This window comes from Clostridium sp. BIOML-A1, assembly GCF_009874105.1.
Lineage (GTDB): Bacteria > Bacillota > Clostridia > Lachnospirales > Lachnospiraceae > Coprococcus.
Map to the genome: position 1 here is coordinate 177523 of NZ_WWTL01000006.1, position 6013 is coordinate 183535.

The window sequence follows — 6013 nt, forward strand, 5'->3', positions numbered from 1 at the left end:
CATATGAAGATCATTAAAAAAGTTAAATGGGCATTGGTTTCGGTTTGGATTTTTATCGTGTTGATCATGGTGATAGGAACGATTGTGATCGGACGAAGTTATCTGTCAGAAATGTTTGGAGATGGATATAGTATACAGTCATTATATTCCATTAGTGATCCGATCAAGGAGACCTATAGAAATCTGTCGATTATCATGTCGGAGGTACAGGAAGATCTGCAGACAAATCCCAATAAATTTTATGATAAAAAATATTTTGAAAGTTTGAATCAGAAAGCTGGAAATTACAGGACATCGGTTCTCGTCTATCTGAACGGAGAATTTGTATATTCCGGAATACAGAAAGATATAGAGGAACTGGAATCCTCGTTACTTACTAAAAGAACCATTTATACAAATGGTGAAAGAGACATTGATCAGGATAACAATTTATCGGAAGTCAGTGTGGAAGATATGGGGGCACAAGGTTCATACTCATTTGGAGAGAATGGAAAAACCTATGAATATATGTTGACTACCCCGCAAGCATATCTGTGTAATGAGATTGATTATCAGATTGACGGAAAACCGATCAGCGTTTTTCTGGTTACCTACTATGGTAATTATGTCAGCCAGTTTAAGAGTGCACTTGTGGGTTTCATTTTTATGATGTTTTTGATCATGCTTGTGTTGACGACGGCATTGTCAGCGCTGGTATATACACAGTTTATTCGACCGTTGGTACGATTAAAAGAGGCAGCAGAGGAGATCGGTACAGGAAATTTGAACAGCCCGGTCGACGTGAGCAGCAGCAGAAAAGATGAGATCGGAGAGTTATGCCGGTCATTTAATGACATGAGGGTACGTTTGAATGAGTCTGTTGAGCTTAAGATGCAGTATGAGGAAGAGAACAGAGAGTTGATCAGTAATATTTCCCATGATCTGAAAACGCCGATCACGACGATCAAAGGTTATGTCGAAGGTCTGATGGATGGTGTGGCAGATACGCCGGAGAAACAGGATCGCTATCTGAAGATGATCTATAATAAGGCAAATGAATTGGATGCGTTGATTAATGAGCTGTCGCTCTATACAAATATTACGAACAATGCGATACCATATGAATTCCACAGGGTATCAGTTAAGGATTATTTTAATGATTGTATGGAAGAGGTTCGGGCAGATCTGTTGTCACATAATATGACTCTTACTTATAATAACTATTGTGCAGAAGATGTAAAGGTTGTCGTTGATCCGGATCAGTTGAAGCGAGTTATCAACAACGTTGTTACGAATGCGATCAAGTATACAGACAAAGAGGAAGGTCATATTGACATTTCTATAGAGGAAAGTGAGAAGATGATCAAGGTATCGATCAATGATGATGGACGGGGTATTGATAAAGAGAGCCTGCCGCATATATTTGACCGAACCTATCGTGCAGACAATGCAAGACGTTCCAGAGGCGGAAGCGGACTGGGACTTGCTATCTGTAAGAAGATCGTGGAAGAACATGGTGGAAAGATCTGGGCAACCAGTACGAAAGGCGAGGGTACAACGATCTATTTCACATTGAAGAAGTACATCAAGGAGGAAAATAAAGATGAGCAGAATATTGATAATTGAAGATGAACTTAGTATTGCAGAACTGGAGAGAGATTATCTGGAGTTAAATGATTTTGAAGTCGAAATAGAGACAAACGGAGCAAAGGGTCTGGATAAGGCACTGGAGAATGACTACAGTCTGATCCTGCTTGATCTGATGCTGCCGGATCTGGATGGATTTGAAATCTGTCGTCAGATTCGTGAGAAGAAGGATATTCCGATCATCATGGTAACAGCGAAGAAGAATGATATTGATAAGATTCGTGGATTGGGACTTGGTGTTGATGATTATGTAACAAAACCCTTCAGTCCAAGCGAACTGGTTGCCAGAGTAAAAGCACATATCTCCAGATATGAGAGATTAATCGGTTCAACTGCATTGCAGAATGATGTGATCGAGATTCGTGGTTTGAAGATCGATAAAACTGATCGTCGTGTCTATGTGGATGGCGAAGAGAAGGTATTTACAAATAAGGAATTTGATCTTTTGACCTTCCTTGCAAGCAATCCGAATAAAGTATTTTCAAAGGATGAACTGTTCAATAAGATTTGGAATATGGAGAGTATCGGGGATATAGCGACCGTAACGGTTCATATTAAGAAGATTCGCGAGAAGATTGAATTTGATACATCTAAGCCACAGTATATCGAGACTGTATGGGGCGTAGGATACAGATTCAGAATGTAGTGAGACAGAAATTATTCAGGCAGGAGAGAGCGTATCAGGGCTTTGGATTGTAAGAGGTTCTGATAAGGAGATAACAGATGAAGATAGAAGTATTATATGAAGATAATGATATATTGGTTGCTGTGAAGCCGTACGGACTGCCATCACAGCCGGATAAGAAGAATTCTGAAAATATGGTCAGTATGTTGAAGCTCCGTATCTTTGAGAAAGAGCATCGGACAGAGGAACCGTATCTGGCACCGATCCACAGATTGGATCGACCGGTTGGCGGCATTATGTTATTTGCAAAGAATAAAGAAGCTGCGGCAAAATTGTCTAAACAGAGCGAAGATGGTGAGATGGTCAAATATTATCAGGCGATCTTAACAGGTGAACTTCCGAATGATGCCGGAACGATCACGAATTATCTGATTCATGATAACCAGACCAATGTCACAAGGATTGTGGATAAAGATACACCGGGAGCAAAATTAGCAGAGCTTGATTATGAAGTGTTAGATGTCATGGAGACAGATGATGGAATCTTAAGCTATGTGCTGATCAATCTTATCACAGGCAGAACACATCAGATCCGTGTTCAGATGGCTGGTAAAAAAGCAGGCATTTGGGGTGATACAAAGTACAATCCTAAGTTCCGGAAGACAAAAAAATCTTATAAACAGATCGGTCTTCATGCATCCAGGCTGGAATTTGAACATCCTGTGACAGGAGAACACATGGTATTTAAGAATGAGCCGGAAGGCAAGGCATTCGAGATTATCGAGCTGGATGAATTTTAGAGATAAAAACCGAAGCTATAGGACAAAATGTGTTGATAAAAACCGCCTTCAACCCTGATAAATAAAGGGATGAAGGCGGTTTAATCTTTTTCAAATAAAATTTGAGGGTGAAAAATATGCTGATAGCTGAATCTGTCTACTACATATATCTATTTGGTTTTTGGGATAGATGTCGGATAGATTACATCTTCAAAGCCATTATAGCTGTGAACCCAGCGCATATTTCCATCGCTGTCATATTCTATTAAGTAGCTTATGATTTCGTCCCTGAAAGTCATAATAAGAACGTTCTGATCATTTATCTCATAGGTTCCTGTCCGTGTCGTCTGCCCTTTTTCGGTGACGGTCATATCTTCTGAGAAGGTAAAGTTCCCCTGATCCTCTACTGTCCATAGGGAATCGCACAGTTTTTCTTCAACTGTCCGTTCATCCCGTTTTTCAGGAAGATGGGTCATAACGAAATAGATTGAGACAAATGCTGCTGTGAGGATCAGAACAACGATAATGGTTATCTTCATAACTTTGAAGGTATGTGTCGTTTTCCTCTGTCTGGACAGGGATGCCTGCTGATCTTTGATCATATCCTGATAGGAGGCTGTGATACTGTAGCTTGAGCCTGCGATACTATTTGTCTTGTTTGTTGATAGTTCCTGTGTTGATTTTAACCGCAGGATAGCAGTCTCGGTCATGCCTTTGGTATTGATGTCTTCGGTCTGATCCGGAAGCTCTTTTTCCTGCAGGTATTGTTCGGAGATGGGAAGTCTGCCTGACTTGTCTGTTCCATTTTTCAGATGGAAGGAAGAATGGGTCTGTTCTTGTTCACTCATTTATTTATCCCTCGGTTTATATACGCAATTTATCATGGATACTATATACACAATTGGTAGAAAATGCAAGAAAAAAATATTTTGCATTCTATAAGAACAATTCCACGAGAACAAGCTATGAGAACAAGCAAAAATCCCTTGAAAATATTGGACTATATCTATATAATGACAGAAGGTATGTAACTTTTTAAAAGACAGGTATAGATGTCAGACACATTTAAAAGGTTACACGATAGAATTATTTTATGAGTATATAAAGGAGAAAATTGAGATGGCTAATGAAAAGAAATTAGTAGAGGCTATTACTTCCATGGACGAAGATTTTGCCCAGTGGTACACAGATGTTGTAAAGAAAGCAGAGCTTACAGATTATTCAAGTGTAAGAGGATGCATGATTTTACGACCGGCCGGTTATGCCATCTGGGAAAATATACAGAAGGAACTCGACAGAAGATTCAAGGAAATAGGCGTAGAAAATGTATATATGCCATTGTTCATTCCTGAAAGTCTTCTTCAGAAGGAGAAGGATCACGTAGAAGGATTTGCACCTGAAGTTGCATGGGTAACACAGGGTGGCTTGGATCCACTTCCGGAGCGTTTATGTGTAAGACCTACATCAGAGACTCTGTTCTGTGATCTGTATTCGAATATCATTCATTCATATAGAGATCTTCCAAAGGTTTATAACCAGTGGTGTTCAGTTGTTCGTTGGGAAAAGACAACCAGACCTTTCCTTCGTTCGATGGAATTCTTATGGCAGGAAGGTCATACGGCACATGCTACAGCAGAAGAAGCAGAGGAAAGAACCATCCAGATGTTAAATGTCTATGCTGATTTCTGTGAGCAGGTTCTGGCTATTCCTATGATCAAGGGACGTAAGACAGATAAAGAGAAGTTTGCAGGTGCAGAGGCTACTTATACGATCGAAGCTCTGATGCATGATGGTAAGGCACTTCAGTCCGGTACAAGCCATAATTTCGGAGATGGATTTGCCAAGGCATTTGGCGTTCAGTATACAGACGCAAATAATAAATTACAGTATGTACACCAGACTTCATGGGGTATGTCAACCAGAATTATCGGCGCGATCATCATGGTTCATGGTGATGACAGCGGCCTGGTGCTTCCACCAAGAATCGCTCCTACACAGGTTATGATCATTCCGATCAACCAGAAGAAGGAAGGCGTTCTTGAAAAGGCACAGGAGATCAAGGCAGCTCTTTCTGAGAAGTTCACAGTTAAGCTGGATGATTCCAATAAGAACCCAGGCTGGAAATTCTCTGAGCAGGAGATGCGCGGTATCCCTGTTCGTATCGAGATCGGACCAAAGGATATCGAAGCTGGTCAGGCAGTTATCGTACGTCGTGATAACAGAGAAAAGACAGTTGTGTCATTAGATAATATTACAGAAGCAGTTGGAGAGATCCTTGAGAAGATGCAGGCAGACATGCTTGCAAAGGCAACTGCTCATAGAGATGCCAATACACATGAGGCTCATAACTGGGAAGAATTCACTGACATTCTGACAAGAAAGCAGGGATTCATCAAAGCTATGTGGTGTGGCGACAGAGCCTGTGAGGAAGCGATCAAGGATGAGACCGGTGCAACAACCAGATGTATGCCATTTGAGCAGGAGCATCTGTCCGATGTCTGTGTGCATTGCGGTAAGCCTGCAAAGACGATGGTATACTTTGGCAAGGCATACTAAGAGGAACATCGGCAAAGACGATGGTATACTTTGACAAAGTATAATAAAAGAAAGAGTAGCCATTAGCAGATGATAGATAAGTAGTGTATTTGGTTTTGCAGAATTTATGATACTTGCAATAGGTGATAACAAACATATTAATAGATTGTTATCACCTATTTTAATGTAATATATATTTGGGATGGAATATGCTGTTTTCAATTGATATCATGAAATATGGCATAGATGATGACGCTTGAGGGTATATTGGATGAAAAAGCTTGTTAATACCCAGCCGAAGGATAGGCATACGGGTATGACAGCTAGAAAACAGAAATGATACCCAAGTGAGAGGTAGGCATGTGGGTATGTGAAGTGGTAATCTAAAAGTAGACACCAACCCTATTATTGTAGACAATACTTTTTAGTAAGAGTATCATCAAATCAT

General features: G+C 40.3%; 5 protein-coding genes. 4 read left to right on the forward strand and 1 reads right to left on the reverse strand.

The genetic code is table 11. The annotated features are described in order from the left end of the window. Positions 1-3: 3 nt before the first annotated feature. The 3 genes from GT641_RS06805 to GT641_RS06815 all read left to right on the forward strand — a co-directional run bounded on the left by GT641_RS06805 (position 4) and on the right by GT641_RS06815 (position 3051). Positions 4-1605 carry a HAMP domain-containing sensor histidine kinase gene (locus GT641_RS06805; RefSeq protein ID WP_119963563.1) on the forward strand — a complete coding sequence of 534 codons (1602 nt, stop codon included), beginning with the start codon at positions 4-6 and terminating at the stop codon, positions 1603-1605. Further along, on the forward strand, positions 1583-2272 hold the full coding sequence (locus GT641_RS06810) for a response regulator transcription factor (RefSeq protein ID WP_008399752.1): 690 nt from the start codon (positions 1583-1585) through the stop codon (positions 2270-2272). Before GT641_RS06805 ends, GT641_RS06810 begins: the two co-directional genes overlap by 23 nt. A gap of 77 nt (positions 2273-2349) precedes the next feature. After that, positions 2350-3051, forward strand: a complete 702-nt coding sequence (locus tag GT641_RS06815; protein ID WP_008399753.1) for an RluA family pseudouridine synthase — start codon at positions 2350-2352, stop codon at positions 3049-3051. Positions 3052-3200: 149 nt separating this feature from the next. On the opposite strand, the gene GT641_RS06820 is transcribed toward GT641_RS06815, so the two are convergent. After that, a complete protein-coding gene (locus tag GT641_RS06820; protein WP_161117133.1) occupies positions 3201-3878 on the reverse strand; it encodes a hypothetical protein in 678 nt (225 codons plus the stop codon). Between the two features lie 271 nt (positions 3879-4149). Between GT641_RS06820 and proS the strand changes: the two genes are divergently transcribed. Further along, complete coding sequence (proS, locus tag GT641_RS06825; protein ID WP_117784559.1) at positions 4150-5586, forward strand: proline--tRNA ligase; 1437 nt, start codon at positions 4150-4152, stop codon at positions 5584-5586. Positions 5587-6013: the final 427 nt, after the last annotated feature.